Source organism: Cellulomonas sp. P22, from assembly GCF_044392165.1.
Map to the genome: position 1 here is coordinate 130,979 of NZ_JBISBW010000003.1, position 24,747 is coordinate 155,725.

General features: G+C 73.0%; 28 protein-coding genes and 1 tRNA gene. 8 read left to right on the forward strand and 21 right to left on the reverse strand.

The window, feature by feature from the left end; translation table 11 throughout:
• Positions 1-37: 37 nt before the first annotated feature.
• Together ACGIF2_RS03625 and ACGIF2_RS03630 are read left to right on the forward strand one after the other, a co-directional pair.
• Complete coding sequence (locus tag ACGIF2_RS03625) at positions 38-1,078, forward strand: glutathione S-transferase family protein (protein WP_396043583.1); 1,041 nt, start codon at positions 38-40, stop codon at positions 1,076-1,078.
• A gap of 7 nt (positions 1,079-1,085) precedes the next feature.
• Positions 1,086-2,000, forward strand: a complete 915-nt coding sequence (locus ACGIF2_RS03630) for a CHAD domain-containing protein (RefSeq protein ID WP_396043585.1) — start codon at positions 1,086-1,088, stop codon at positions 1,998-2,000.
• Positions 2,001-2,024: 24 nt separating this feature from the next.
• Here ACGIF2_RS03630 and ACGIF2_RS03635 read toward each other — a convergent pair whose 3' ends face one another.
• A complete protein-coding gene (locus tag ACGIF2_RS03635) occupies positions 2,025-2,966 on the reverse strand; it encodes a VOC family protein (protein ID WP_396043587.1) in 942 nt (313 codons plus the stop codon).
• A gap of 101 nt (positions 2,967-3,067) precedes the next feature.
• Here ACGIF2_RS03635 and ACGIF2_RS03640 point away from each other — a divergent pair, with 101 nt between their 5' ends.
• Positions 3,068-3,412, forward strand: a complete 345-nt coding sequence (locus ACGIF2_RS03640; protein WP_396043589.1) for a DUF488 domain-containing protein — start codon at positions 3,068-3,070, stop codon at positions 3,410-3,412.
• Here the strand turns inward: ACGIF2_RS03640 and ACGIF2_RS03645 are convergent.
• The 3 genes from ACGIF2_RS03645 to ACGIF2_RS03655 all read right to left on the reverse strand — a co-directional run bounded on the left by ACGIF2_RS03645 (position 3,397) and on the right by ACGIF2_RS03655 (position 6,175).
• On the reverse strand, positions 3,397-4,719 hold the full coding sequence (locus ACGIF2_RS03645; protein WP_396043591.1) for an alpha-amylase family protein: 1,323 nt from the start codon (positions 4,717-4,719) through the stop codon (positions 3,397-3,399). The two genes, ACGIF2_RS03640 and ACGIF2_RS03645, sit on opposite strands and share 16 nt — an antisense overlap.
• Before the next feature lie 89 nt (positions 4,720-4,808).
• On the reverse strand, positions 4,809-5,438 hold the full coding sequence (locus ACGIF2_RS03650) for an NADPH-dependent F420 reductase (protein WP_396043593.1): 630 nt from the start codon (positions 5,436-5,438) through the stop codon (positions 4,809-4,811).
• 101 nt (positions 5,439-5,539) lie between these two features.
• The gene (locus tag ACGIF2_RS03655; protein WP_396043594.1) at positions 5,540-6,175 is read right to left on the reverse strand and encodes a hypothetical protein; all 636 of its coding nucleotides are present in this window, start codon (positions 6,173-6,175) and stop codon (positions 5,540-5,542) included.
• A 129-nt stretch (positions 6,176-6,304) separates the two neighbouring features.
• On the opposite strand from ACGIF2_RS03655, the gene ACGIF2_RS03660 reads away from it, so the two are divergent.
• The gene (locus tag ACGIF2_RS03660) at positions 6,305-7,105 is read left to right on the forward strand and encodes an MBL fold metallo-hydrolase (RefSeq protein WP_396043596.1); all 801 of its coding nucleotides are present in this window, start codon (positions 6,305-6,307) and stop codon (positions 7,103-7,105) included.
• 9 nt (positions 7,106-7,114) lie between these two features.
• Here the strand turns inward: ACGIF2_RS03660 and ACGIF2_RS03665 are convergent, their stop codons facing one another.
• Entirely contained in the window at positions 7,115-7,768 is a 654-nt protein-coding gene (locus tag ACGIF2_RS03665) for a sigma-70 family RNA polymerase sigma factor (protein ID WP_396043599.1), read from the reverse strand.
• A 62-nt stretch (positions 7,769-7,830) separates the two neighbouring features.
• Here ACGIF2_RS03665 and ACGIF2_RS03670 point away from each other — a divergent pair, with 62 nt between their 5' ends.
• A complete protein-coding gene (locus ACGIF2_RS03670; protein ID WP_396043601.1) occupies positions 7,831-8,232 on the forward strand; it encodes a VOC family protein in 402 nt (133 codons plus the stop codon).
• A gap of 24 nt (positions 8,233-8,256) precedes the next feature.
• Here the strand turns inward: ACGIF2_RS03670 and ACGIF2_RS03675 are convergent, their stop codons facing one another.
• The 6 genes from ACGIF2_RS03675 to ACGIF2_RS03700 all read right to left on the reverse strand — a co-directional run bounded on the left by ACGIF2_RS03675 (position 8,257) and on the right by ACGIF2_RS03700 (position 13,500).
• Positions 8,257-9,357 carry an ABC transporter permease gene (locus ACGIF2_RS03675; RefSeq protein WP_396043603.1) on the reverse strand — a complete coding sequence of 367 codons (1,101 nt, stop codon included), beginning with the start codon at positions 9,355-9,357 and terminating at the stop codon, positions 8,257-8,259.
• Positions 9,354-10,319 carry an ABC transporter ATP-binding protein gene (locus tag ACGIF2_RS03680; RefSeq protein WP_396043605.1) on the reverse strand — a complete coding sequence of 322 codons (966 nt, stop codon included), beginning with the start codon at positions 10,317-10,319 and terminating at the stop codon, positions 9,354-9,356. Before ACGIF2_RS03680 ends, ACGIF2_RS03675 begins: the two co-directional genes overlap by 4 nt.
• Positions 10,320-10,446: 127 nt before the next feature.
• Positions 10,447-11,133 (reverse strand): response regulator, encoded by a 687-nt coding sequence (locus ACGIF2_RS03685; protein ID WP_396043608.1) that lies wholly within the window; start codon positions 11,131-11,133, stop codon positions 10,447-10,449.
• Positions 11,126-12,451, reverse strand: a complete 1,326-nt coding sequence (locus ACGIF2_RS03690) for a sensor histidine kinase (RefSeq protein ID WP_396043610.1) — start codon at positions 12,449-12,451, stop codon at positions 11,126-11,128. The genes ACGIF2_RS03685 and ACGIF2_RS03690 overlap by 8 nt, the downstream gene beginning before the upstream one ends.
• A gap of 54 nt (positions 12,452-12,505) precedes the next feature.
• Positions 12,506-13,033 (reverse strand): MarR family winged helix-turn-helix transcriptional regulator, encoded by a 528-nt coding sequence (locus ACGIF2_RS03695; protein ID WP_396043612.1) that lies wholly within the window; start codon positions 13,031-13,033, stop codon positions 12,506-12,508.
• Positions 13,030-13,500, reverse strand: a complete 471-nt coding sequence (locus ACGIF2_RS03700) for a carboxypeptidase regulatory-like domain-containing protein (protein ID WP_396043614.1) — start codon at positions 13,498-13,500, stop codon at positions 13,030-13,032. The genes ACGIF2_RS03695 and ACGIF2_RS03700 overlap by 4 nt, the downstream gene beginning before the upstream one ends.
• Positions 13,501-13,626: 126 nt before the next feature.
• On the opposite strand from ACGIF2_RS03700, the gene ACGIF2_RS03705 reads away from it, so the two are divergent.
• Positions 13,627-14,526: a DMT family transporter gene (locus tag ACGIF2_RS03705; RefSeq protein WP_396043616.1), complete on the forward strand. Its 900-nt coding sequence runs from the start codon at positions 13,627-13,629 to the stop codon at positions 14,524-14,526.
• Positions 14,527-14,728: 202 nt separating this feature from the next.
• On the opposite strand, the gene ACGIF2_RS03710 is transcribed toward ACGIF2_RS03705, so the two are convergent.
• Positions 14,729-15,709 (reverse strand): helix-turn-helix transcriptional regulator, encoded by a 981-nt coding sequence (locus ACGIF2_RS03710; protein ID WP_396043618.1) that lies wholly within the window; start codon positions 15,707-15,709, stop codon positions 14,729-14,731.
• Between the two features lie 118 nt (positions 15,710-15,827).
• Between ACGIF2_RS03710 and ACGIF2_RS03715 the strand changes: the two genes are divergently transcribed.
• Positions 15,828-16,226 (forward strand): VOC family protein, encoded by a 399-nt coding sequence (locus ACGIF2_RS03715; RefSeq protein ID WP_396043620.1) that lies wholly within the window; start codon positions 15,828-15,830, stop codon positions 16,224-16,226.
• A 135-nt stretch (positions 16,227-16,361) separates the two neighbouring features.
• Here ACGIF2_RS03715 and ACGIF2_RS03720 read toward each other — a convergent pair whose 3' ends face one another.
• Both ACGIF2_RS03720 and ACGIF2_RS03725 read right to left on the reverse strand, forming a co-directional pair.
• Complete coding sequence (locus tag ACGIF2_RS03720) at positions 16,362-17,339, reverse strand: amidohydrolase family protein (protein ID WP_396043622.1); 978 nt, start codon at positions 17,337-17,339, stop codon at positions 16,362-16,364.
• Positions 17,336-17,494, reverse strand: a complete 159-nt coding sequence (locus ACGIF2_RS03725) for a hypothetical protein (protein WP_396043624.1) — start codon at positions 17,492-17,494, stop codon at positions 17,336-17,338. The genes ACGIF2_RS03720 and ACGIF2_RS03725 overlap by 4 nt, the downstream gene beginning before the upstream one ends.
• Before the next feature lie 92 nt (positions 17,495-17,586).
• Here ACGIF2_RS03725 and ACGIF2_RS03730 point away from each other — a divergent pair, with 92 nt between their 5' ends.
• Positions 17,587-18,123 carry a TetR family transcriptional regulator gene (locus tag ACGIF2_RS03730; RefSeq protein ID WP_396043626.1) on the forward strand — a complete coding sequence of 179 codons (537 nt, stop codon included), beginning with the start codon at positions 17,587-17,589 and terminating at the stop codon, positions 18,121-18,123.
• Positions 18,124-18,847: 724 nt separating this feature from the next.
• Here the strand turns inward: ACGIF2_RS03730 and ACGIF2_RS03735 are convergent.
• The 7 genes from ACGIF2_RS03735 to ACGIF2_RS03765 form a co-directional block, all read right to left on the reverse strand.
• Positions 18,848-18,920, reverse strand: a tRNA-Ala gene (locus ACGIF2_RS03735).
• Between the two features lie 87 nt (positions 18,921-19,007).
• Complete coding sequence (locus tag ACGIF2_RS03740; RefSeq protein WP_396043628.1) at positions 19,008-19,682, reverse strand: histidine phosphatase family protein; 675 nt, start codon at positions 19,680-19,682, stop codon at positions 19,008-19,010.
• Positions 19,679-20,113, reverse strand: a complete 435-nt coding sequence (rsfS, locus tag ACGIF2_RS03745) for a ribosome silencing factor (protein WP_396043630.1) — start codon at positions 20,111-20,113, stop codon at positions 19,679-19,681. The genes ACGIF2_RS03740 and rsfS overlap by 4 nt, the downstream gene beginning before the upstream one ends.
• A gap of 41 nt (positions 20,114-20,154) precedes the next feature.
• Positions 20,155-21,438 (reverse strand): hypothetical protein, encoded by a 1,284-nt coding sequence (locus ACGIF2_RS03750; RefSeq protein ID WP_396043632.1) that lies wholly within the window; start codon positions 21,436-21,438, stop codon positions 20,155-20,157.
• Positions 21,431-22,033, reverse strand: coding sequence for a nicotinate-nucleotide adenylyltransferase (nadD, locus tag ACGIF2_RS03755; protein ID WP_396043634.1), 603 nt, complete (start codon positions 22,031-22,033; stop codon positions 21,431-21,433). Before nadD ends, ACGIF2_RS03750 begins: the two co-directional genes overlap by 8 nt.
• Before the next feature lie 245 nt (positions 22,034-22,278).
• Positions 22,279-23,607 (reverse strand): glutamate-5-semialdehyde dehydrogenase, encoded by a 1,329-nt coding sequence (locus tag ACGIF2_RS03760; RefSeq protein ID WP_396043636.1) that lies wholly within the window; start codon positions 23,605-23,607, stop codon positions 22,279-22,281.
• 98 nt (positions 23,608-23,705) lie between these two features.
• Complete coding sequence (locus tag ACGIF2_RS03765) at positions 23,706-24,737, reverse strand: GNAT family N-acetyltransferase (RefSeq protein ID WP_396043638.1); 1,032 nt, start codon at positions 24,735-24,737, stop codon at positions 23,706-23,708.
• Positions 24,738-24,747: the final 10 nt, after the last annotated feature.

A 24,747-nucleotide genomic window follows, 5' to 3' on the forward strand; every position in this document is an offset into this window, starting at 1 on the left:
CGGGCGCCGGACCGTGCGACACGGCAGGATCTGACCCATGGAGCACGCGCACAGCACGGCCGGCGCCTACGTGACGTCGGGAGCGGAGTTCACGCGGGACGACCGCTACATCGCCACCCGGATCACGGCCGACGGCCGGGACGGGTACCCCGTCGAGCCCGGCCGCTACCGGCTCGTGGTCTCGCGCGCGTGCCCATGGGCCAACCGCGCCATCATCGTGCGCCGCCTGCTCGGGCTCGAGGACGCCCTGTCGATGGGGATCGCGGGCCCGACGCACGACCGCCGCTCGTGGACGTTCGACCTGGACCCGGGGGGCGTGGACCCGGTGCTCGGCATCCCCCGGCTGCAGGACGCGTACTTCGAGCGCTTCCCGGGCTACCAGCGGGGCATCACGGTGCCCGCGATCGTCGACGTGCCGACGGGCCAGGTGGTCACGAACGACTACGCGCAGATGACGCTCGACCTGTCGACGCAGTGGCGTGAGCTGCACCGCGAGGGCGCTCCCGACCTGTACCCCGAGCACCTGCGCGACGAGATCGACGCCGTCGCGCGCGAGGTGTTCCGGGACGTCAACAACGGGGTGTACCGGTGCGGCTTCGCGGGGTCGCAGCAGGCCTACGACACCGCCTACACCCGGTTGTTCGCGCGGCTCGACCGGCTCTCGGAGCGGCTCGAGCACCAGCGCTACCTGGTCGGTGACACGATCACCGAGGCCGACGTGCGCCTGTTCACCACGCTCGTGCGCTTCGACGCCGTCTACCACGGCCACTTCAAGGCCAACCGCTCGAAGCTCACCGAGATGCCCGTGCTGTGGGCGTACGCGCGCGACCTGTTCCAGACGCCCGGCTTCGGCGACACGATCGACTTCGACCACATCAAGCGCCACTACTACGAGGTCCACGAGGACATCAACCCCACCCGCATCGTGCCGCGGGGTCCCGACCTGCGCGGCTGGCTCACCCCCCACGGCCGCGAGGAGCTCGGTGGCCGCCCGTTCGGCGACGGCACCCCGCCCGGGCCGGTGCGCCCGGGCGAGGAGGTCCCGTTCGAGCACACAGCGGCCGGGATGACGGGCTGAGGTCGCCGTGACGGTCGGGGACGCACCCGGGTGGTCGACCGGCGACGCCGGGACGCTCGTGCACGGGTACCTCGCCGCGCAGGTGGCCGAGCTCACCGCGCACGAGCCCGGCGTCCGGGCACGCGACCCCGAGGCCGTGCACGACATGCGGGTCGCGACGCGCCGGCTGCGCAGCGCGCTCTCGACGTTCCGCCCGGTGCTGCGCCGTGAGCGCACCGACCCGCTGCGCGCGGCGCTGCGGCGGTGGGGACAGGTGCTGGGTGAGGTGCGCGACGTCGACGTGAGCCATGCGGCGCTGGCCGCGCTGCTCGACGAGGAGCCCGCGGGCCTGGTGCTGGGGCCGGTCCGGGACCGGCTCGGTGCGGACCGTGCCGCGGCCCTCGACGCGGCGCACGAGCACGTGGTCGCCGAGCTCGACGGTCTCGCCGCGGCGCACCTGCGCGCGGACCTGGCGGCGCTGGTCGCCGACCCGCCGCTGGCCCCCGAGGCCGCACGCCCGGCAGCCGAGGTGCTGCCGGCCCGGGCCCGGCGCGAGTTCCGGCGGCTGCGCCACGCGCTGCGAGCGGCCCGGGACGAGCCGGGCGGCCCCGCGCGGGACCACGAGCTGCACGAGGCGCGCAAGGCCGCCCGGCGCGCGCGGTACGCCGCCGAGGTGCTGGTGCCCGCGGCCGGTCAGCCCGCGGAGCGCAGCGCCCGCGACGCGCAACGGGTCCAGGACCTGCTCGGCGCGCACCAGGACGCCGTGGTCGAGCGCGCTGTGCTGCGACGCCTCGCCGCCGAGGCCACGGCGACGGGCGAGAGCGCGTTCAGCTACGGGCGCCTGCACGAGCAGGCGCACGAGCGGGCGGTCGACGCCGAGCGTCGGCTGCCGCGCGCGGCCCGCCGGGTCACGGACCCGGACCGGTTGGACTGGACGCGCTGACCCGGCGGCGGGTGCTCGACCCCGTCAGCCCGCGGTCACAGCGATGACGTTGCGCCACGGGTCGGCGAACGTGAGCGTGAGCCCGTCGTGCCGGCTCGGGATCCCCGCGTGCGCGAGTCGGTCGCCGAGCGCTGCCACGTCGTCCGCGGTGGGCACCAGGATCGCCATCTCGCCGAGCCCGAGCGCCGAGGCCCGCGGTCCGGCTCCGGCCGTGCTCCAGGAGTTGACCGCGACGTGGTGGTGGTACCCGCCCGCGGAGACGAACAGCGCCCCGTGGAACTCGGCCATGACGTCGAAGCCGAGCGCGTCGACGTAGAAGCCGCGCGCCGCGGGCACGTCGCCGACCTGCAGGTGCACGTGGCCCACGGACGCACCGGGGCGGGTCCCGGCGGCGAGGCCGAACGGGTCGACGGGCGTGGCGGCGTCGGGCAGGTGCGCGCGCAGGAACTCGTTCGGGTCGAGCCGCAACGAGTCCATCCGCACCTGGCCCTGCGCGTCGAAGGCCCACTCGGCGCGGGGCCGGTCCCAGTAGAGCTCGACGCCGTTGCCCTCGGGGTCGGTGACGTAGAAGGCCTGCGAGACCAGGTGGTCGGCGCTGCCGGCGTAGGTCTGCGGCGCGTGCCGGGCGAGCGAGGCGATGGTGGTGGCCAGCCCGGCCCGGTCGTCGAACACGAGAGCGGTGTGGAACAGGCCCGCCGAGCCGCGCTGCGCAGGCGGCAGGTCGGGGGTGTGCCGCAGCACGACGAGCGGCGTGGTGCCGCGGCCCAGCGTGACGACGTCGGGGCGGGTCGTCGCGGCGAGCCGGTCGACGGGCTGCTCGAGGACGTCGAGCAGCAGCACGTCGCGGTAGAAGCGCTCCTGGGTGTCGAGGTCGCCGACCAGGAGCGTGACCGCGTCCATGCCGGTGCCCGCGGCGATCGCGTCCGTGCGGGGTGCGGCGGGGGTCGTGACGGGGTGGGTGCTCATGGGTCTCTCCTCGGTGGACTGCCTCCAATGTAGTTGATGCTTCAACCTTTTGCCAGTGCGTACCCGGAGGCGCCACGACCCCGGGCACGAGAGGCTGGGGCATGGACATCCGCACCAAACGGGTCTACGCGGCCCCCTCCGGGGACGACGGGTACCGCGTGCTGGTGGACCGCCTGTGGCCGCGCGGCGTGCGCAAGGCCGACGCCGAGCTCGACCTGTGGCTGCGCGACGTGGCCCCCAGCCCCGCGCTGCGCACCTGGTGGGACCACGACCCGGCCCACCTCGCGGAGTTCGCCGCGCGCTACGACGCCGAGCTCGACCACAACCCGGCGGTCGACGAGCTGCGCCGGGTGGCCCACGACCATCCGCGCGTCACGCTGCTCTACGGAGCGCGCGACCCGCACGTGAACCACGCGCAGGTGCTGGCCGACTACCTCGCGGGCTGAGCCCGCCACACCGCCCACGCGTGCGGCGCCACGACGCCGTCGGGCACGTGCGCACCCGGGTCGCCCGAGCGGAGCACCACGTCACCCACCGTGACGCCCGGCGCCCACGGCTGGTCACCGAGGTTGAGCGCGAGGACCAGACCTTCGGTGCCGTCGGGCGACGACGCGCCCAGCACCAGGTGCGCGTTGCCCACCTCGAGCGTCTCGCCCGGGGCGTGCACGAGCCACGGGTGCCGACGGCGCAGGCCGATCAGCCGCTCGAGCTCGCGGTACCGCGGCCAGCCGTGCGGGGCGAGCCCCTCGGGCGTCGGGGGGAACTCCGGGCGGATCGCGTCGTCGCCGCCCACCCGCTCCTCCTTGACCCCGCGGAAGCCCTGCTCGTCACCCGCGTACACCGACGGCGTCCCGGCGACGAACAGCTGGACCGCGAGCGCGTGCGTCACGTGCCGCGCATCCCCCACCTGGTCCGCGATCCGCGTCACGTCGTGGTTGCCCACGAACGTCTGCGGCAGGAACACCTCGAGGAACGACCGGTGCCGGTCGAGCGCCCACGCGAGCTCGTAGAGGTTGACGTCCGCGAGGGAGCTCCAGACCGCCTTCCACAGCTCGTACTGCGTGACCGAGTCGATGCCCGACTCCTCGACGTACGCCGCGTAGTCGCCGTGGATCATCTCCCCCAGCACCCAGACGTCGGGGTGAGCGGCCCGCACCCGCGGCAGCACCGCGCGCCAGAACGCCGGTGGCACCGCGTACACCGCGTCGAGCCGCCAGCCGTCGGCCCCCCGGTCCAGCCAGTGCGTCATGACCTGCGCCACGTGGTCGGCGACCTCGGGGTGGTCGTGGTTCAGCACCACGAGCTGGTCGTGGCCCTCGAAGACCTCGGGTCTGGCCTCCTCGCCCGTCCCGCTCCACCGCAGCCACGCACCGGCCTCCGTACCGGGACCGGCCGCGAGCGCGGCCTGCACGCGCGGGTGGTCGCGGCCCACGTGGTTGAAGACGCCGTCGAGCACGAGCCGCACGCCGCGGGCCCGGGCGGCCGCGACCAGCGCGTCCCAGTCCCCCTCGTCACCGAGCCGCTCGTCGATCCGCGTGTGGTCGAGCGTGTCGTAGCCGTGCGTCGCCGAGGCGAACACGGGGCCCAGCAGCAGCCCGTTGCAGCCGAGCTCCACCACGTAGTCGAGCCAGTCGACCATCCGCGCGAGCCGGTGCCGGACGCCCGGCTCGGGGTCGGGACCGTGCACCGGGGCGCCCGTGAACCCGAGCGGGTAGGCGTGCCACCAGATGGCGTGGTCGACCCAGGCGGGCATCGTCTCTCCTTGCTGCGGGGGCGCCCGGCGGCTGCGGGCTCCGCTGATCCTCTCGCGGTCGGGCGGCCCGCGTGCGCGACCCGCGGGTGTCACCGCACGACGGCGAACCCGCCCGTCCACGGGACCCGCTGCGCCGAGGCCAGCGTGATCTGCAGGAACCCCAGCTGCTCGAGCTGCTGGGCGCGCGAGAGCACGCCCGCGTCGATGCCGACCAGCCCCCCGGCCTCGACCACGTCGATCAGCGTCTGCTTCGCCGTGGGGTCGTCGCCCGCGACGAGCACCGTGGTCGGCAGCCCGCCGATCCTGCCGGACTCGAGCGTCGCGGCGAAGGTCGTGTTGAACGCCTTGAGCACGTGCGCGTCCGGGGCCCACACCGCGACCTGCTCGGCCGCCGAGCTGCCCTGCGGGACGACGAGGCCGTCGAACGTCGCGAAGTCGATCGGGTTGGTGATGTCCACGAGCACCTTGCCGCCGAGCTGGGCGGCGTACGTCTCGACGACCTGCCCGAGCGCCGTGTACGGCAGCGCGAGCACCACGACGTCGCCGGTCAGCGCGTCGCCGACCTGTCCCGGGGTGACGAGCTCGCCGAGGTTCGCGGCGAGCTGCACGCCCTGGTCGACGTTGCGGGACAGCACCTGCACGCTCGTGCCACCGCTGACACCGACGGTCGCGATCGCGGTCGCCATCGTGCCCGCACCGATGATGGTCAGGTTGGTCATGACTACCTCCGCCGGGTGGCCGCGCGTCCGCGGCACGGGATTCGTCCTCCCACTGTCCGCCGATGCGCCGCCGGGCGCCCTTCGGACACCCCCGGCACCCGCTACGGGTGCTCGAAGCGGTTGATGCCGAGGCTGTGCAGGAACCGCGGCCCCTGCGAGGCGAGCTCGGCCGCGTACGCCGCGGCCCAGCCCGAGAACGGGTTCGCGCACAGCGAGTCGTTCGCGAACCGGCGGTCGTCGGTGACCTCGCTCACGCAGAACGCCGGGATCTGCAGGTCGGTCACGGGGCCTCCGCGCTCGCACTCCGCGATGACCAGCGGACGGTTCGCGCCGCCGAACACGTCGACGACCCAGCCGTCGCCGCCGAGCCACAGCGAGTACCGGTTCTTGACGATGCGCAGACCGCCGCGGCGGATCATCTCGATCCCGGTCGACACGTCGAGCTCGCGCTCGGCCTCGTACCGGGTGCCCTCGACCATCGGGCCCTTCGCGGTGAGCGCGCAGAAGTCGAACTGGTCGGCGAAGCGGTCGAGGACCTCGAGCTCGTCCTCTGAGCCGTCGAGGTCGACCGAGGCCGTGGAGGACTGCACCCGCAGCCGCAGCGCGTACCCCTGGTCCGCCAGGTAGTAGCTCTGCACGATGAGCACCGGGTCGGGCTCGGCGAGGGCCTCGCGCGGCACCTTGCGCACGAAGAAACGACGCTCGAACTCGAAGTCGCCGTACCCGTTGTCGCTCATGGTCCGGGTCCCTCCCGCGCTCACGGACCTGTGGCCGGCCCCTGGGCACGAGCGTAACGTCGATCGCGACGTCCGACCGGGACCAGGGCTGAGGGGTCGCCCGGCCCTGGTCGCACGCAGGGGGCAACGATGGCAGACCTGGCGTTCGACGTGCTCGACTCCTCGGAGACCGCGCTCACCAAGACCAGCACGCTCGTGTACGGCGACGACGAGCTCATGGTGGTCGACGCCGGGTTCACGCGGGCGCAGGCGCACCGGGTCGTGGCGGCCGCGCTCGACACGGGACGCCGGGTGACGCGCGTCTTCGTGAGCGGCGGCGACCCGGGCTTCTACTTCGGCGTCGGCATCGTCGCGGACGCCTTCCCCGCCGCGCGCGTGTTCGCCACGCCCCGCGTGGTCGACCACATCCTGCGCACCTACGAGGACGAGGTCACGCAGTGGGGGCGCCTGGGGAGCAACCTGCCCACCCGGCGGTCCGCGATCGACACCTGGGCGGACGGGACGTTCGAGTTCGAGGGCCACCAGTTCGAGCTGCACCCGGGCGACGACACGCTGTCCTGGCGCGGGGACTACGTGTGGCAGCCGCAGACGCACACCGTGCTCGGCGGCGCGCTCCTCTACGGCGGGGACCACGTGTGGACCGCCGACACCCCGACGGCCGCCGAGCGTCAGGCGTGGGAGGAGCGGCTGCGCGAGGTCCACGGCCTCGGTGCCCGGCAGCTCGTGCCCGGCCACCGCCGGAGCGGGTGGAAGGGCGACCCCGCGACGTGGACCCTGGAGTACCTCGACATGTTCGACCGGGTCGTCGCGGAGACCACCGACCCCGACGCCGCGGCGCGCGCGCTGCGCGAGCAGTTCCCCGAGGCGGGTCTGGTGACGGCGGTCGAGCTGGGCACCAAGGTCGCGCTGGACCGCCTGACCTGGCAGTGACCGCGCCGATCAGACCGCGAGGTGCGTGACCGGTCGCCGGTCGAGGACCGCCGCGAGGTCGTCGGCCTCGAACGCCCGCGTGTACGCGTCGAGCAGCCGGAGCAGGCGCACGTCGTGCAGGGGCCCCGTGGCGTCGCGGTCCAGGTCCCGCACGCGCGAACGGGCCCGCTGCAGGGTCGAGTTCACGCCCGCGACGGTCAGGTCGAGCGCTCCGGCGACCTCGCTCGCGTTCCACGCCAGGACGTCGCGCAGCAGCAGCACAGCGCGCTGCTGGGCCGTGAGGTGGCGCAGCGCCGCGACGAACGCGAGCCGCACCGACTCACGGTCGACCACGACCGTCGCGGGGTCGGCGGCGACCTCGCCCCACAGCACCGCATCGAGCGCACCGTCCAGGTCCGTGGGCTGAGGTCGGCGCCCGCGCCCCGCGAGGTGGCTGAGGCACGCGTTGGTCGCGATGCGGAACATCCAGGTGCGCAGCGACGCCCGGTGCTCGAAGCCGTGCACCGACCGCCACGCGCGCAGGTACGTCTCCTGGGCGAGGTCCTCCGCGTCGTGCACCGAGCCGGTCATGCGCAGGCAGTGGGCCGTGATCTCGCGCCGCAGCGGCTCGGTCAGGACAGCGAAGTCACGCTCCGCGTCGACAGACCCTGTGACGGAGGACACACTGCGACGGTAGCGGCCGTTGCCGACCCGCGACACCTCGCCCACCGACCGAGGAGACCCCGATGGACCGCATGATCTTCGTCAACCTTCCCGTGAGCGACCTCGCGACCTCGCGGTCCTTCTACACCGGGCTGGGCTTCACGACCGACGAGATGTTCAGCGACGACCAGGTCACCTCGATCGTCGTCTCCGAGACGATCGTGGTCATGCTGCTCGCGCACGAGCGCTTCACGACCTTCGCGCGCACGCCGATCGCCGACGCGACGAGCACGACCCAGGTGCTCAACGCCCTGTCGGCCGAGTCTCGCGAGGAGGTCGACGAGCTCTTCGCGCGGGCGCTCGCGCACGGTGGCGCCGAGTACCGCGACACCCAGGACGAGGGGCCGATGTACGGCCGCGCGGTCACCGACCCCGACGGCCACGTCTGGGAGTTCGTGCACTACGACATGAGCCAGGTCTCCTGACGCGCCCGCCCACGACGAGCCGGGTCAGACCTCGGCCCGCAGGGCGTCGCGCACGGTGACCCGCGCACCCATCCGCAGCAGCGAGCCCGTGTAGATCCGTGTCGCCACCAGGATGACCCCGAACGCCGTCGCGGCGAGCAGCACGAGCGAGAGCAGCGGCTCCCACCACATCGCCTCGCCGAGGAACAGCCGCACCGGCATCCCCACGGTCGCGCTGAACGGCACGTAGGACATGACCGTCATGACCACGGCGTTGTCGTTGAAGATCAGCACCAGGAAGTACGGGAACATCGTGAGCATCATGACCGGGGTGAGCACCGACCCCACGTCCTCGAGGCGCGCGACCAGCGAGGCGCTCGCGGCGAAGATCGCGGCGAGCAGCACGAACCCGACGAGGAAGAACACGACGAACCACACGAGCGCCGCCCCCAGCACCCCGAGCAGATCGTCCTGACCCGTGACCACCAGCCCGATCACGCTCACCGCAGCGATCGAGGCCGTCTGGCCGAACGCGACCACCGAGTTGCCCAGGATCTTGCCCGCGAGGAGCGAGCGCGCGGGCACGGCCGAGAGCAGGATCTCGACGATGCGCGTCTGCTTCTCCTGGACCGTGTTCTGGGCGACCATGCTGCCTGACCCCATCGCGGACATCATGAAGACCATCCCGAACGCGAGCGAGACGAGCATCCGCAGGTCGTCGCTCGTGGCGTCCGGCTCGATCACCTCGACGGGCGGCGAGACCGAGAGCGCGGCGACCACGTCGGCCGGTGCGCTCGTGCGGGCCAGCACCTTGAGACCGATCACGCCGGCGTCAGGCAGGATCGCGGCTTCGACCTCCTCGTCGGCGACGAGGCTGCGGGCCGCGTCCTCGTCGGCCACGAGCACCGGTTCGAGCCCGTCGACCTGTTCGACCACCGACGCGGTCTGGGACACGACAGCGACGCGGGTGGCGTCGTCGTCGCCCCCGAGCAGCGCCCCGCCGACGATCGCGGCGAGCACAGCGCCGAGCGTGATCGCCGTCGAGACGAGGAACGACTTCGTCCGGACCTGGGTGGTGATCTCGCGCTCGGCGACGAGGAGCGTCGTGCTCCACGGCGTGGGGGCGGACGGGCGCTGCGTGCTCATCGGACGACCTCCTGCAGGTGCGTGGCGGACGTGCCCGGGGCGGACGTGGCCACCTCCGGGTCGTGGTCGGGGTCGGGGGCGTCGGTGACGATGTCACGGAAGATCTCGCCGAGCGTCGGGCGGACCGGGCCGAAGGACAGGACGGGGCCGCGCTCGAGGGCGGCACGGAGCACGTCCTGCACCACGGCGTCCGGCGCCTCGAACAGCGCGGTGCCGCCGTCGAAGTCGACGACCTCGACCCCCCGGACGTCGCGCAGCCACCCGACGTCGTGACCTGCCACGAGCTCGTGGCGCACGGCCCCGTGCGTCTGGCGCAGCACCTCGCGGCTGCCAGCGGCCCGGATCCGGCCGCCGGCGATGATCACGAGGTCGTCGCACAGGCGCTCGACGAGGTCGAGCTGGTGCGAGGAGAACAGCACCGGGACACCCGTCGCCGCGTACTCGGCGAGCACCCCGAGCACCACGTCGACGGCCATCGGGTCGAGCCCCGAGAACGGCTCGTCGAGGATCAGCACCTGGGGGTCGTGCACCAGCGCGGCGGCGATCTGGGCGCGCTGCTGGTTGCCGAGCGACAGGCTCTGGACCGGGTCGTCGGCACGCTCGCCCAGCCCCAGCCGTTCGAGCAGCTCTCGCGCCCGGGCCGTCGCGGCAGCCTTGCCGTAGCCGTGCAGCCGCGCGAGGTAGGCGAGCTGCTCCGCGACCTTCATCTTCGGGTAGAGCCCGCGCTCCTCGGGCATGTACCCGAACAGGCGGCGCTGCTCCGCGCCCAGCGGGACCCCGCCGAGCGTGACGGTGCCCGCGTCCGACGCGAGCACGCCCAGGATGATGCGCATCGTCGTGGTCTTGCCTGCGCCGTTCCCCCCGACGAAGCCCGTCAGGCGGCCGGTGCCGACCCCGAACGTGACGTCGTCGAGAACCTTGCGTTCGCCGAACGACCGGGTGATGCCGTCGAGCTGAAGCATGTCGCCCTCTCTGGTGGACCTGGAGCGGACGTGCCGTCCGCGCTGGTCCAACGGTAGGGGCGTCACCGCAGGTCAGGGCTCCGGCCCGAGGCGGATCCCTGGCTCCGCCGCAAGGCGGAGGGCGTTCTCAGGCGCGGGTCACCAGGCCGTGCTCGTGCGCGAAGACGACCGCCTGGACGCGGTCGCGCAGCGCGAGCTTCATGAGCACGTTCGACACGTGGGTCTTGACCGTCGCGCGCCCCACGACGAGCTCGGCCGCGATCTCGTCGTTCGACAGCCCGCGCGCCAGGAGCCCCAGCACCTCGAGCTCACGCTCGGTCAGCGCTGCGACCTCCGCCGGCAGCCCTCCGCCCGCGGGCGGAGCCGGTGCCGTGGCCGGCGGGCCGGCGACGGCGCGTGCGATCACCGCACGGGTCAGCTCGGGGGCCAGCAGCGCGTCGCCCGCGGCCACCGCCCGCACCGCGTCGACGAGCTGGGACGGGCGCGAGTTCTTGAGCAGGAACCCGCTCGCCCCGGCCCGCAGCGCCTCGACCAGGTAGTCCTCGCGCTGGAACGTCGTGAGCATGAGCACCCCGGCACGCACCTGCGGGTCGGCGACGATGCGCCGGGTCGCCTCGAGCCCGTCCATGTCGGGCATCTGCACGTCCATGCACACCACGTCCGGGTCCAGGCGCCGGGCCTCGGCCACCGCCTCGGCGCCGGTCGACGCCTCACCGACGACGCACAGGTCGGGGTGGGCGTCGAGGATCGTGGCGAACCCGCCACGCACCAGGGCCTGGTCGTCGACGAGCAGGATGCGGACCGGCTCAGACATCGGCCGTCTCCCGTCGCAGCGGCACCTGGGCCCGGACCACGAAACCGCCGGTGCGGCGCGGGCCGGTGAGCAGCGTGCCCCCGTCGGCCGCGACGCGCTCACGCATCCCGATGATGCCGAATCCTCCGGCGCCGCGCGCGGTCCCGGACCGGCGCCTCCCCATGCCGTCGTCGGCGACCTCGAGCTCGACGGTGTCGTCGAGGTAGCGCAGCCGCACGTCGGCGCGGGCACCGGGGCCTCCGTGCTTGCGCACGTTCGTCAGCGCCTCCTGCGCGATGCGGTAGAGGTTGAGCGAGACCAGCGGGGGCAGCGGGACAGGGTCCCCCACCACGAGGAAGCTCGCCGGCACGCCCGCGGCGACGGACTCCGCGACGAGGGCCGGGATCCGGTCGACGTCGAGAGACGCCACGGCCTCCTCGGGCCCGACGCCCGGGTCCTGCTCGCGGAGCGTCACGAGCAGGCCGTGCAGCTCGGTGATCGCGTCGCGCGCCGAGTCCTCGACGTGCTCGAGCGCCGTCCCGGCCCGGGCCGTGTCGGAGCCGAGCAGCGTGCGTGCGGCCGCGGCCTGCACCCCCATGAGCGAGACGTGGTGCGCGACAGCGTCGTGCAGCTCACGGGCCAGCCGCAGGCGCTCGATCGTCACGGCCTGCGCCTCGACCCGGGCCCGCTCGACCTGCAGCTCACGGGTGCGGCGCTCGGCGCGGGCCCGGTCACGTGCCGACGCCCAGGCGTGGTCGCCGAACCACCACGCGCCCGCGAAGTACAGGACGTTCGTGAGGATCTGGATCAGCATGTACGCGACGAGCGGCGAGAACGCGCCCACCTGGTCGAACTCGGCCAGCACCTCCTGGTCGGTCGAGGCCTGGAACAGCGAGACCACGAGCCAGACGAACATGCCCACCACGACCGCGCCGCGCACCCACGCCGCACGTCGACGCGAGGGCTCCCACGCACCGACCGAGTACAGCGCCATGAACAGCGCGATGTTGATCACGAGCATCTCGGGCACCGACAGGCTCACAGTGACCCCGAAGGCCAGGGCCACCACGACGAGCGTCGCGGCGGGCCACCGGCGCCGCCACGCGAGCGGCGCGGTCGTGGCCAGCAGGCACGCGAGCGAGACCGGGCCCGACGCGGGCTCGTCGTAGACCCCCGCCGTGCGGTACAGCACGAGGCTCAGGACCGCGCCGGCGAACAGGGCCCCGGCCGCGGCGGCGTCGGCCCGGCGGTGGTCCGCCGAGGGAGGCTCGCGCCGCCAGCCCGGGGCGTCCGGGTCCGGGGGCAGCGCCGGTGCGGCAGGTGTCGTCGCGAGGTCCACGGCGTTCACCGTAGCGGCGGCGATCTCGCAGGTCACGGCCCAGGCTCACCCCGATCAGCGCGCCGGCCCGCTGCCGCGCGGTTCGTCGACCTCGTAGACGCTCAGCCACCGGGTGAGGATCGGCTCGAGCGCGACCCGGTCCTCGGCCGAGAGCTGCTCCACCAGGCGTCGCTCGTTGTCCATGTGCTCGGCGAACGCGGCCTCGATGGCCGCGAGCCCGGCCTGCGTGAGCGCGACGATCCGACGTCGACCGTCGCCGTCGGCCGCTCGACGCTCGACGAGCCCCGCGGCCTCGAGCCGGTCGAGGCGTTTGGTCATGGCGCCGGTGGTGACCATCGTGTGCCGGGCGAGGTCCACGGGCGCCCGCTCGTAGGGGGCACCGGCACGACGCAGGGCCGCGAGCACGTCGAACTCCCCTTCCCCGAGGCCGTGGCGCGCGTAGACGGCGACGAGCTCGGCGGTGAGATGGGCGGCGAGCCGGTGGAGCCGCCCGATGATCCCCTGGGGTGCGACGTCGAGGTCGGGCCGCTCGCGCCGCCACTCCGCCTGGATGCGGGCCACCCGGTCGTTCGCGTCGCTCATCCGCCGACTATAACTTCCGAGGAAGTTACCGTCTCCGGTGAGCCTGTCGGCACGGGTCGCCGGTCTGCGCCGTCGCTCGACGCGAACGTGAGGTCGACCGTCCGCGCCTCACCGGCGGAGACGTCCACGGTCTCCTCCACCGTCCCGTCACCGAAGGCGCTCACGGTGTACCTGCCGGCTCCGGGCACCTCCCAGCTGTAGGACCCGTCGTCACCGGTCATCTGTCCGACGTCGTTCATCGCATGGTCCCGCGTCGAGATCCCCAGAGTGCAGCCGGTACACGGCTCACCGGTCGCGAGGTAGACGGTGCCGCTGATCACGGTCGGCGCCTCGGGCTCGCGCGAGCACCCCGCGGCGGTGCCGACGAGCACGGCGACCGTGAGGATCAGGCAGACGCGGTCGCGTACGCCGCGAGTGCGCGTGCGACGCCGTCGTCCCCACATGCCGTCCCCGCCTCCAGCCGCCACGCAGCACCACCTGGACGCAACGTAGTCCGCGACCCCGCCGCTGGGGGCCCGTCTGGATCCGGCCACCCGGTCGCTTCACTCGCTCATCCGTCGCCGATCGCTTCCTGGGAAGTTATAGTCGCTTCTATGGAAGCGAGATGGCGATGGATCCTGGTCACCGCGATCGCCCCGATCGCGTGGGGATCGAACTACTTCGTGACGCGCCAGTTCCTGCCTCCCGACTCCCCGCTGTGGGGCGCGGCGCTGCGCGCGCTGCCCGCCGGAGCGTTGCTGCTGCTCGTGGCCCGCCGGCTCCCCCGCGGCTCGTGGTGGTGGCGGTCGCTCGTGCTGGGCACGCTCAACGTCGGCGCGTTCTTCATCCTGATCTACGTCGCCTCCCAGCTGCTGCCCTCGAGCGTGGCGTCGACGATCATGGCCACCTCGGCCGTCGTGCTGATGCTGCTCGCCTGGCCTCTGCTGTCCGAACGACCCGCCGCGCCGGGCGTCGCGGGGGCGCTGGTCGGCGTCGTGGGCGTGGGCGTCCTGCTGCTCGGGGACGGCGCCGCCGTGCAGCCGTGGGGCGTGGCCGCCTCGATCACCGCGATGTTCATGTCGTCGTTCGGCTACGTGCTGACCAAGCGCTGGGCGCCCACCGGGTCGACGGTCGCCGTGACGTCCTGGCAGCTCATCGGCGGCGGCATGCTGATCGTGCCGTTCGCCGTGATCGCCGAAGGCCCACCGCCGGTGCTGGACGCTCCCGCCCTGCTGGGGTTCGGGTACGTGACGATCGTGGCGACGGCACTGGCGTACGTCGCCTGGTTCGCGGGCCTGCGTCGACTTCCCGCCGGCACCGTCGGGGTCGTCGGGCTGCTGAACCCCGTCGCCGGCGTGCTCCTCGGGACGCTGCTCGCGGGCGAGGTCTTCGGGCCCCGCCACGCGGTGGGGACTGTGCTCGTCCTCGCCGGAGTGCTGATCGGCCAGCAGGGGGCGGTCGTCGTCGCGAGGGTCCGTCGACCCGCACAACGGCTACCGCCGGTACGCACCTGAGCACGACGACGCTCGTATGCCAGTCAGCGGACGGCCCTGACCGCTGGATCGTGCTGACCCACCTGGAGGGCGACTTCCCCGGCGGCACCGTCGACCTGTGGCTCCGCTTCCGCCTCGAGCACGACCGCATCGCGGAGCTCGTGATCGCCCCCTGACGTCACACGGCCACTGCGGACGCCCGCAGCGGCCTGTCGCGGGCACGTCACTCACCGAGAGCCGTCCGCATGAGCTGTGCGGCCGCGTCCCTGACGAGATCGCGCAGCTCTTCGGGTTGTTCGATCACCACCGGGCAGCGCAGGGCGAGGATGACACCAGGGATCCAGTCCAGGTGTGCAGCGTGGATCTCGGCGACGCGCCACGGTGCGGCTGTGTCGTCGGCGTGGGCGTGGAGCCGGGCGACGCTCGGTGGCAGCTGCGCGCGGATGTGCTCCTCGGTGGCCTGGATCCGCAGGACGACGTGCCACGGGCGCTCTGCCCGCTGCAGGGCCGCCACCAGGTGAGCCTCCGCGTCGCGTACCGGTGGATCAGGGAAGGTGCCGGGCAGGGTCCGAGCGGACATCATGCGGTCGAGTCTGAACATGCGTTCCTCGTGCTTCCCGACGTCGAGCGCGAGGAGGTACCACCTGCCTGCGTACGCCACCAGGTCGTAGGGATGGACCTCACGTCGGGACAGCTGGTCGCTCGCTGATCGGTAGCGCAGGGACAGCACGCGGCGAGCCTGGACCGCGTCGGCCACGGTGAGGAGCAGCGAGGAGTCGACATCGGCCGAGCGTGCCGCTGGCTCAGCACCGGCGAAGGTGACCGCGCTGGCGAGTGCGTCGAACCGGCGCCCCGTCGCATCGGGCAGCGCGCGTCGGATCTTCGCCCGGGCCGTCGCCGCGGCGGATTCCGTGACTTCCGCCCTCGGGTCCGCCTCCGCTCGCAGCAGACCGAGGAGGAGAGCCACGGCCTCGTCATCGGTGAGCACCAGGGGTGGCATCCGGTACCCCGACCCCATGCGGTACCCGCCGTACCGGCCGCGCACCGCCTCGACGGGGACGTCCAGCTCGCGCAGGTGCTCGACGTCACGGCGCACGGTCCGTTCGTCCACCCCCAGGTGCGAGGACAGCTCGCTGACGGTCCGCATGCCGCTGGACTGCAAGAGCTCGAGGATCTGCAGCGCGCGCGAGGTCGGACGGGACATCGACCGATCATCCCAGTTCATACAGGGCGAGAGCTGCCCGGTATCGAATCTAGCCTGAGGAATCTGATGAGACGGCACACGCACCGCGGTGTCATCCCCACCACCCCTTGGAGCAACTGTGCGACTGGCAGCCACCCGCATCATCACCGACGACCTCGACCGCCTGGTCACCTTCTACGAGCGCGTCACCGGTACGCCCGCGCACCGGTTGCACCCGCTGTTCGCCGAGCTCCGCACCCCGTCCGGAACGCTGGCGATCGCCAGCTCGCAGACCGTCCCGCTCCTGGGTGACGGCTCGGCGCAGGCTCGCGCCAACCGCTCCGTCATCCTGGACTTCCTCGTCGACGACGTCGACGCGCTGTACCCGACGCTGCGGGACGCCGTCGAGGAGTTCGTCAACGAGCCGACGACGATGCCCTGGGGAAACCGGTCACTGCTGTTCCGCGACCCGGACGGCAACCTGGTCAACTTCTTCACTCCGGTGCCGTCCGACGCCGGATCACGATCCGCGACGTAGCCCCGGGTGAGGTTTCGAGTCGGTTGAGCTGGGCGCGAGTGAGCTCGTCGAACTGGGTGACGTTCCCGAGCCGCTCCGCCCGACTGAGGGACCAGCGCCGTCGGGCGGTCCCTCTGCGCGACTCGCCAGGTCGGTTCAGTAGATCCCGTAGAGCTCTCGAGCATTGCCGGCGGTGAACGCTGCGCGTTCGGCATCACCGGGGAGTGCTGTGAGGAACGCGTCGATCTCCTGCCGACTCGGTGACTGGAAGGGGTAGTCGGTGGAGAACAGGATCCGGTCCGGGGTGGTGACGGCGAGGGCGTGGTTCAGCATGGCGGTGTCGAGCATGCCGGACGCGGTGATCCAGACGTTCTGGCGCAGGTACTCGGTGATGGATCGTTCCAGGCGCGCAGCCCGGGCGAGGCCGTCGGCCCGCTGGTGCCAGAACAGCAGGAGCTCGCCCCAGTGCCCGAGGACCAGCCGCAGGTCGGGGTGACGATCGAGGGCCCCGCTGGCCATGAGTCGCAGCGCAGCCGTTCCCGCTTCCAGGTGCCAGCCCCACGAGAAGGTGGCGAGTGCGAGTTCCGCGACGTCGCCAAGACCCCGGTAGGACGCCTCCCGGATGGCGTGGGGTGGGATCTGGGGGTGGATGAAGATCGGTTGCCGCAGTCGGGCTGCGACTGTCCAGAGGTCGTCGTACCGGGGGTCGTCGAGCATGACGTCACCGGTTCGGCCGTGGACCATTGCTCCGGTCAGGCCGAGCCCGACGGATCGCTCAAGTTCGACGGCTGCCGCCTCCGGGTCGACGAGCGGGAGCGTGGCCATCGCGCGGAACCGACCGGGGTCGGCGCGAACGAGCGCGGCTGCGACGTCGTTTGCATCCCGGGCAAGGAACGTGGCATCGGGACCGGTGAGCCCCTGGGCGCCGGGAGGCGCCAGCGAGAGGACGTGCATGTCGACGCCCTGCTCGTCCATGGCGGCGGTCCTGATGGGGCCGACGTCGGCGAGACGGGTTGCGGCGTCGCCGTGGTCGTTCAGGATCAAGCTGTCGTCGCGCAGCTCAGGCGGTTGCGCGCGAAGGGCTTTGTCGATGCGGTCGAGTGTCCAGTGCTCCTCGATCCCGATGAGGGTCACCAGGTCACCGGGTGCCCGTGGCGGTCGAGGTACTGCAGGCCGGGGACCCCGCGTTGGGCATCGATCACGTCGACGACGATCGCCTCCCCCAACCCTCGGGAGGCTCCGATCACCAAGACGTTCGCGTGTGCTGGTGCTTCTGTTGGTGCGGTCATGGGGTGTTCCTTCCGCGAAGGCCGAGGAACGCGTTTCGCTCATCGCTCGTTGAGTTAGCGTAGCACTGGCTCAACGCCGGTAGAGTGAAGAGATGCAGGAGCGCAAGAGCCGAGCCGAGAAGCGGGCCGCAACGGCCGCACGGATCCTCGACGCCGCACGATTCGAGTTCGGGGCCCACGGTGCCGTCGGCGCGACGATCCGGGGCATCGCCAGCCGGGCCGGAGTGGATCCCTCGCTCGTCCTGCAGCATTACGGCTCGAAACAGGCGCTTTTCGCGCTGGCGGTTCGACCAGCGGACGATCTGACGGCAGATGGCGTTCCCGCGCACCTGGCAGAGGTGCTCGATCTCCGACTGCGCGAACTGCCGCCGGCGACCCGGGCGCTGATGCGGTCGATGCTCACGTCGCCCGAGGCCGCCACGGTCGCGCGCGACTACCTCCAGGAACGGACCACGAACCTCTCCTCGACGATGGTCGGCGACGACTCCGAAGTGCGGGCGGCTGTGATCGTCTCGAGCATCCTGGGCGTGACCATCGCCCGGCACTTCCTGGACCTCCCCGCCTTGGCCGACCTGACGAGCGACCAGATCGCCGCCGTCACCGACAGCTGGTTGCGACCGCTCAGCTGAGCCAGCCGGTCCAACTGCACGGCCGAACCCAGACCCGCTCTCGCCAGACCGGCGCGCTTCGGAGCGGAGGTCGGTCCTCCGCTCCAGATCCATCCGCTGCATGAAGCCCGCGTCATGACGCGCGCCAGCGGCGCGAGTCGATCGAGCTGAGCCGGGGCAGACGCGCTACAGCCCCCGGGCAGGAGCACTTCTACGACGCGGCGCCGGGCGTGTTCATGGAGCATCGCGATGCTTGAGAACGGTGAGGACCCCTCCGCCACCACGACGTGGCTCGAGCACCTGAACTCGACGCAGCCGGCCGTTCACGTCGCGATGCGAGTAAGTGCCCGATACCGGCCGCCGATGTCCGTGACGGCGATCTCGCCGAACGTCCCGGTGGCGGTACGTGGCCGACCAGGGCTCACGGTCAGCCTCTGGGGCGTGCCGGTCATCGTCGGCGGCCTCCATGCGCGCCAGCCACGCCTCGATCTCGCTCGTCCGAAAGCGCAGCTGGCGCCCGACCGGAACCCGCGCGGACCGCGGCGCTGGGACCGCAGGTCGTGCAGCACCTGGGGGGTGACCGAGAGATACGCGGCGAGCTCGGACAGGATCATCGCCGGCTCCGTGACCGGCATCACAGTCGTATCCGTGCCCACAGGTGCGCGCAAAGTCCAAAAAATGGCCGATGGCCACGTCGGGCTCCCATGTTCAGGATCCCGGCGTGGCCTCTGACCAGCACATTCGGTGGAGCTGAGGGGATTCGAACCCCTGACCCCCTGCATGCCATGCAGGTGCGCTACCAGCTGCGCCACAGCCCCGTGAGATGCCTTCCGGGACGTGTCCCGGGCGGATCTCCCGTGCCCTTGCGGGCGTGGACAACTGTAGGTGAAGAAGGCCCCAGAACGCTAATCGGGGTCTCTGACCTCCTGGTCGGGGCCCGCGTTCCAGTCCGCGGAGGCGTCCGTGGGCCCCAGGTTGTACCCCGTGAGGCGCCACCGACCGCCGTGCGAGACGCGCCCGGCGTGCAGCTCGCCCCAGTGGGCGTTGCTGGGTCCGGTGATGCCCCGCCAGGCGGCCGGGAGGCCGAGCAGCGCGCCGACACCCAGGCTGATCGCGGCGCCGTGCGAGACGACCACGAGGGTGTCCCCCGCGCCGAGCCCGTCGGCGTGCTCGGTCACGGCGTCGTCCATGCGCTGCGCGACGTCGGCGCGGCTCTCGCCACCGATCGGGTCGGGCTCGCCGCCCTGGGCCCACACGGCGTGCTTGTCGGGCCAGCGCCCGGCGATCTCCTCGGAGGTCATGCCCTCCCAGTCGCCGAACGAGCGCTCACGCACGCGCGGGTCGAGCACGAGCTCGAGCCCGACCTGCCCGGCGAGGGCCTCGGCGGTCGCACGGGCCCGCGCGAGGTCCGAGCTCACGATGAGCGCGGGACGGTACCGGGCGGTGAGCGCCGCGGCGGCCGTGCGGGCCTGCCAGCGCCCCACGTCGTCGAGCGGGATGTCGACCTGGCCCTGCAGACGCCCGGCGGCGTTGTGAGCGGTGCGACCGTGCCGCCAGAGCAGCACCCGACCTGCGGTCACTCGGCCGTGGCCTCGTCCGCCGGGGCCTCGTTCGCCGTGGTCACGTCGGCAGTGGTGCCGTCGCCGCTGCGGATGTCTGCGGGCAGCTCGATGACGGGGCAGTCCTTCCACAGCTTCTCGAGCGCGTAGTACACGCGGTCCTCGGCGTGCTGGACGTGGACCACGATGTCGCCGAAGTCGAGCAGGACCCAGCGGCCCTCGGCCTTGCCCTCGCGGCGGATGGCCTTCGAGCCGGCCTTGTGCAGGGCCTCCTCGACGGCGTCGACGATGCCGCCGACCTGCCGCTCGTTGGTGCCCGACGCGATCACGAACGCGTCCGTGAGGACGAGCTGCTCGCTCACGTCCAGGGCGATGATCTCGTCGGCCTTGAGGTCGGCTGCGGCACGGGCTGCCAGGATGGCGAGCTCGATGGCGCGTTCGGTTGCCGGCACGGGACTCCTCGGTGTGATGGGTTGGTGGTGCTCCTCGCCCGTCAGAGCGGGAGCGGCGTGCTGGGTGTCACGACGGAGGCCATCTGGTCCGCGGCCACCGGGATGGTGACCTGACCTGCGGCGTCGTCGGTCGCCTTGCTGCCGAGCAGCATGATGAGGAAGCCCAGCACGAACGCGACGAGCGCCAGCACGATCAGCTGGAGCCAGGTGTAGGGGTGGGACGGCCGCTCGTCGTAGTGCTCGAGGTCGTCCTCGTCGTCGTCCTGCTCAGAATACGGCCTCGTGCTGCGCACCGGGTCCAGCCGCTCGTGCGGCTCGGCGCCGGCGCCGCCCATGAGCGAGCCCCACTGCGGCGCGCCCGGCTCGTCGGGGGCTGACGTCGCGGGTGCCGGGGCCCACGACGGCGCACCGGTCGCGTGCGGCGTCGGCGCCGCTGCGGGAGCCGGGGCCACCGCAGGGGCTGCTGCCGCGGGCGCTGCCGCGCGGGTCGCGCCGGCCCACGAGGGGCCGGTGGGGCCGGCCGGTGCGGCTGCGGGGCGCCACTGGGCGCCTGCACCGGGGTTCTCGACGGGTGGCTCGGTCGGAGCAGCCCCCCACTGGGGTGCGTGCGGCGCGTTGCTCGTCCGAGCGGGCGGCCCGGCCTGTGCGGGCGCGGTGGGCTGCGCCGTCGGGTAGGCGGGCTGTCGTGCCGCGGGGGCGGTGGCCGGGGTCGCGGCGGCCCCCCACGCGGCGGGGCCTGCCGACCAGCTCGGGGTCGGCGCGGGTCCCTGTCCGGCGGGGGCGGCCCCCCACGGGCGCCCCTGGTCGTTCTGGCGTGCCGGCGGCGGCGTCGAGGCGGTGCGGGGTGCGGGCGGCGCCGCGGCGGCGCGCTCGACGTAGCTCTGCCGCGCCGGGGCGGGCGACTGGGCCGCGGCGGGCGGCTGGCCCGGGGCAGGCCGCTGGGCCGGTGCGGGCCGCTGGGCGTCGGGACGTCCCGGACCTGCGGGGGCCTGACCGGCGTGGGCACCCCGCGCGGACGGACCACCCGGGTTCGGGGCGACCGGCGACGACGCGGCGGGGTGCGCGGTCCCTGACGGCTCGAGCGACGTGTCACGGATCGAGCGGCGCGAACGCATCGGCCCGGAGGGCTCGGGGGCGAGCCCGGGCACCTGGTAGGGCCCCTGGGCCCCGCCGTTCCCGTCGGGTCCGACCGACTGCACGGGCTGGCTGCGCAGGGCGCGCCGCGAGACCGGCCCGCCGGCCTCGGGCGGCTGACCCGCGAAGGGGGCAGGGTCGTTCGAGCTGTCCATCTCGCGACGGCGTCGACGCTCTCCGGGTTCACTCATCATTACCTCGATACAGGCCGTGCTTCGCGATGTACTGGACCACCCCGTCGGGAACGAGGTACCAGACGGGCTGCCCGGCACGCGCGCGCGCACGGACGTCCGTCGATGAGATCGCCAGCGCGGGGATCTCGTGCTGGCTCACCCTGTCCTCAGGCAGACCGGCGATGGACAGCGTGTGGCCGGGACGGGTGACGGCGACGAAGTGTGCCATGCCGAAGAGCTCGTCCGTGTCCTTCCACGTGAGGATCTGCTCGACGGCGTCCGCCCCGGTGATGAAGAACAGATCGGCACCGGGACGCTGGAGGTTGAGGTCCCGCAGCGTGTCCACGGTGTAGGTCAGGCCGGGCCGGTCGATGTCGACGCGGCTGACGGTGAACCGGGGGTTCGAGGCGGTCGCGATGACCGCCATGAGGTACCGGTGCTCGGCGGCCGTGACGGCCTGGTTCTGCTTGAACGTGGGGTTGCCCGTGGGGACGAAGACGACCTCGTCGAGGTCGAACTCGGCGGCGACCTCGCTCGCAGCGACCAGGTGGCCGTGGTGGATGGGGTCGAAGGTGCCACCCATCACACCGAGCCGTGGTCGTCGCGGCGTCATCGGCTGCAACCTCGTTCTCCTCCTGGTGTGCTCGGCGGCGCTCAGTGGCGCGTGCCCACGCTCCGGAACGCATAGGTGGTCAGGAGCAACGCGAGGAGGCTACCGAACGCGGCGAGCCCGAAGACGATGGGCGGGAACTCGAGGCTGTTCACGACTGCTTCCTCAGCAGCGAGCAGGGCAGTGTGCACGTCATCCTCCAGTCAGGGCCTACGAGAGGGTCCAGTGTCGCACGTCGGGGCAGGCGGTCAGGCGCGGACGTGGCCGTCCCCGTGCACGACCCACTTGGTCGTGGTGAGCTCGCCCAGACCCATCGGACCGCGGGCGTGCAGCTTCTGCGTCGAGATGCCGATCTCGGCGCCGAGGCCGAACTGGCCGCCGTCGGTGAAGCGCGTCGAGGCGTTGACGATCACGGCGGCGGAGTCGAGCTCTGCGACGAACCGCTCGGACGCCGCGAGGTCGCGCGTGACGATGGCCTCGGTGTGCCCCGAGGTCCACGTGCGGATGTGCTCGAGCGCCGTGTCGAGGTCGTCGACCACCCGCACCGCCAGGTCGAGCGAGAGGTACTCGGTCGCCCAGTCCTCGTCGGTCGCGGGCACCACCTGGATGCCTTCGGGCGCGAGCGCGGCCGTGGCCTCGTCGACGTGGAGCGTCACGCCGGCCTCCGCGAGCGCGGTCAGGGCCGAGGGCAGGAAGCCGGGGGCGGCGTCGGCGTGCACCAGCAGCGTCTCGGCCGCGTTGCACACGCCCACGCGCTGGGTCTTGGAGTTCATGACGATGGGCAGCGCCATCGCGGGGTCGGCCGACGCGTCGACGTACACGTGGCAGTTGCCCACGCCCGTCTCGATCACGGGGACCGTCGACTCGCGCACGACGGTGCGGATGAGGTCCGCTCCCCCGCGCGGCACGAGCACGTCGACCAGTCCCCGCGCGTGCATCAGCGCCACGCCACCCGGACGTCCGTACGCGTCGATCGACTGCACCAGGTCGGCAGGCAGCCCCTGGGCCTCGAGGGCCCGGGCGAGCACCCCGACCACGACCTCGTTGCTGCGAGCCGCCGCTGAGCCGCCACGCAGCACCACGGCGTTGCCGCTCTTGAGCGCGAGGCCCGCCGCGTCGACGGTCACGTTGGGGCGCGCCTCGTAGATCATGCCGACGACGCCCATCGGGACACGCACCTGTCGCAGCCGCAGGCCGTTGGGCAGGGTCGAGCCGCGGACGACCTCACCGACCGGGTCGGGCAGCGTGGCGAGCTCGCGCAGCGCGTCGGCGATCGCGGCGATGCGTGCATCGGTCAGGGCGAGCCGGTCGAGCAGCCCCGGCGACGTGCCGTTCTCGCGGCCGCGCGCGAGGTCCTCGGCGTTGGCCGCGAGGATCTCGTCGCTGTGCGCGACGAGCGCGTCGGCGAGCGCGTGCAGGGCCGCGTCCTTGGTCGCCCGGGTCGCGGTCGCGAGCGCCCGCGAGGCCGTCTTGGCGCGGCGGGCGACGGCCAGCACCTGCTCGGTGACGTCGTCCGCCGGGGCGCCCGCTGCGGTGCCCGGGGTGGTCGCGACGGGGTGCTCGAGCGAGGCTGTCATCCAGCCAGCCTAGACCGGCGTCCGTGGCGCGTCCGAGCCCCGTCTCGGCCCTCGACCACCAGCGCGCACGCGCGGCGGCATCTCGACCACCCGGGGTCTCAGGGGCATGCCCCGTCGTCCACCTCCACCGGGACGGAGGGCGTCAGGTCGAGGCCGAACGCGTAGAGCGGGCGCCCCTCGACGACGCGGGTCTCGCGCTCGGCCAGCCGCACGAAGCCGAGCTTCTCGTACAGCCGGTGCGCAGGGACCATGTGCGCGCCGGAGTTCAGCACCACGCGCCGGAGACCGCGTTCGTGGGCCAGGGCGACGACGTGGCGGGTGAGCAGGGCGCCGACGCCCCGACCGCGCGCGGCGGGATCCACCGCGAGCTGCCGGAAGTCCAGCTCCCCCTCCTGCCCGAGCGCGGAGATGTGGGTGCCGGGCCGCGGTGTCGCGACGGCGCCCAGCAGCGCGCCGGTGGCCAGGTCCTGCGCCACCCACACCTCGTGCTCGCGCGCCCGCGTCGGGACGTCCGCGAGCACGGCGCGGTACTGCTCGGAGAGCTCGTAGTCGTGGCTGTACGCCGCGACGGTCAGGGCGGCGACCCGGTCGTGCTCGTGCGCCGCGACGAGGCGGACCAGCACACCGCTGCGCGAGAGGTCGTAGCGGTAGAACACGATGCGGCCGATGCCGTGACCCACCACCGTGGTCTCGCGCTCGATCTCGCGGATGAACCCCAGCCGTTCGTACAGCCGCCGCGAGGCGGAGTTGGCCGGACCGGTGTTCAGGACCAGCGCGTCCGCACCCCAGGCACGGGCCCGGGCGACGCACTCGAGGACCAGCGCCGCTCCGACGCCGCGGCCGCGCCCGGCAGGGGCGACCGTGAGCAGCCGCAGCTCGGCCTCGCCCTCCCGCGCCTCGCGGGCGTGCTCCGTGCCGGCCCGCAGCAGGCTGGCCGTGCCGAGCAGCTCGGCGCCCTCGGCGGCCACGAGCAGGTCGCCGCTCGCCGCACGTCCCGCGGCGTCGCGCAGCAGCCGCAGCCGGGCCTCGTCGTGGGTGTGCCCGTACGGTCCGGCGGCGAACCCGCGCTCGGTGAGCTCGGCCACGGCGGGGTGCTCGGCGACGTGAGCGGTGCGGATCTCGATGGTCATCGTCCCGTCC

What these genes read in the sequence shown, in the direction of transcription:
- ACGIF2_RS03625 (WP_396043583.1), top strand. Translation starts at nt 38, where the DNA reads ATGGAGCACGCGCACAGCACGGCCGGCGCCTACGTGACGTCGGGAGCG.
- ACGIF2_RS03635 (WP_396043587.1), bottom strand. Translation starts at nt 2,966, where the DNA reads ATGAGCACCCACCCCGTCACGACCCCCGCCGCACCCCGCACGGACGCG.
- ACGIF2_RS03640 (WP_396043589.1), top strand. Translation starts at nt 3,068, where the DNA reads ATGGACATCCGCACCAAACGGGTCTACGCGGCCCCCTCCGGGGACGAC.
- ACGIF2_RS03645 (WP_396043591.1), bottom strand. Translation starts at nt 4,719, where the DNA reads ATGCCCGCCTGGGTCGACCACGCCATCTGGTGGCACGCCTACCCGCTC.
- ACGIF2_RS03650 (WP_396043593.1), bottom strand. Translation starts at nt 5,438, where the DNA reads ATGACCAACCTGACCATCATCGGTGCGGGCACGATGGCGACCGCGATC.
- ACGIF2_RS03655 (WP_396043594.1), bottom strand. Translation starts at nt 6,175, where the DNA reads ATGAGCGACAACGGGTACGGCGACTTCGAGTTCGAGCGTCGTTTCTTC.
- ACGIF2_RS03660 (WP_396043596.1), top strand. Translation starts at nt 6,305, where the DNA reads ATGGCAGACCTGGCGTTCGACGTGCTCGACTCCTCGGAGACCGCGCTC.
- ACGIF2_RS03670 (WP_396043601.1), top strand. Translation starts at nt 7,831, where the DNA reads ATGGACCGCATGATCTTCGTCAACCTTCCCGTGAGCGACCTCGCGACC.
- ACGIF2_RS03675 (WP_396043603.1), bottom strand. Translation starts at nt 9,357, where the DNA reads ATGAGCACGCAGCGCCCGTCCGCCCCCACGCCGTGGAGCACGACGCTC.
- ACGIF2_RS03680 (WP_396043605.1), bottom strand. Translation starts at nt 10,319, where the DNA reads ATGCTTCAGCTCGACGGCATCACCCGGTCGTTCGGCGAACGCAAGGTT.
- ACGIF2_RS03685 (WP_396043608.1), bottom strand. Translation starts at nt 11,133, where the DNA reads ATGTCTGAGCCGGTCCGCATCCTGCTCGTCGACGACCAGGCCCTGGTG.
- ACGIF2_RS03695 (WP_396043612.1), bottom strand. Translation starts at nt 13,033, where the DNA reads ATGAGCGACGCGAACGACCGGGTGGCCCGCATCCAGGCGGAGTGGCGG.
- ACGIF2_RS03705 (WP_396043616.1), top strand. Translation starts at nt 13,627, where the DNA reads ATGGAAGCGAGATGGCGATGGATCCTGGTCACCGCGATCGCCCCGATC.
- ACGIF2_RS03710 (WP_396043618.1), bottom strand. Translation starts at nt 15,709, where the DNA reads ATGTCCCGTCCGACCTCGCGCGCGCTGCAGATCCTCGAGCTCTTGCAG.
- ACGIF2_RS03725 (WP_396043624.1), bottom strand. Translation starts at nt 17,494, where the DNA reads ATGACCGCACCAACAGAAGCACCAGCACACGCGAACGTCTTGGTGATC.
- ACGIF2_RS03730 (WP_396043626.1), top strand. Translation starts at nt 17,587, where the DNA reads ATGCAGGAGCGCAAGAGCCGAGCCGAGAAGCGGGCCGCAACGGCCGCA.
- ACGIF2_RS03750 (WP_396043632.1), bottom strand. Translation starts at nt 21,438, where the DNA reads ATGAGTGAACCCGGAGAGCGTCGACGCCGTCGCGAGATGGACAGCTCG.
- nadD (WP_396043634.1), bottom strand. Translation starts at nt 22,033, where the DNA reads ATGACGCCGCGACGACCACGGCTCGGTGTGATGGGTGGCACCTTCGAC.
- ACGIF2_RS03760 (WP_396043636.1), bottom strand. Translation starts at nt 23,607, where the DNA reads ATGACAGCCTCGCTCGAGCACCCCGTCGCGACCACCCCGGGCACCGCA.
- ACGIF2_RS03765 (WP_396043638.1), bottom strand. Translation starts at nt 24,737, where the DNA reads ATGACCATCGAGATCCGCACCGCTCACGTCGCCGAGCACCCCGCCGTG.